Below are 343 nucleotides of genomic sequence, written 5' to 3' on the forward strand. Positions count from 1 at the left end.
GCACTCGGCCTCTCTGTAACAGAGAACACCGAGAAGCAAAAGCAAACCATTTTGTGTATCTTTGATGTGCTTTGCGCTACCACAGAGCCAAACCAATTTACAAAGCTGGAAGCAAGACTAACTGAGAGATTTGGCAGAAAGGAAAGAGAGCTCAATCAAAGCAAAGACACTAAAACCAGCAAAGAAGAAAAAACGCTAACATTCAGTGAAGCTGACTGGGCCAAACTTAGCCAAATTGCAGGTAGTCAGTCTAAAAGCCAGATCAAGGCGAAGCTAAAGGAGTTGATCGATAACGAGCTACTGAGCATTGAGCTTTAACCTGCAGATACTCTCGACGATATAC

1 pseudogene is annotated in these 343 nt (G+C 43.4%); it reads left to right on the top strand.

The window, feature by feature from the left end:
* Nucleotides 1-318 (top strand): annotated as a pseudogene (locus FTW16_RS12800) (hypothetical protein); the annotation flags it as partial.
* Nucleotides 319-343 lie beyond the last annotated feature (25 nt).

This window comes from Vibrio sp. T20, assembly GCF_007858795.1.
Classification (GTDB): domain Bacteria; phylum Pseudomonadota; class Gammaproteobacteria; order Enterobacterales; family Vibrionaceae; genus Vibrio; species Vibrio satsumensis.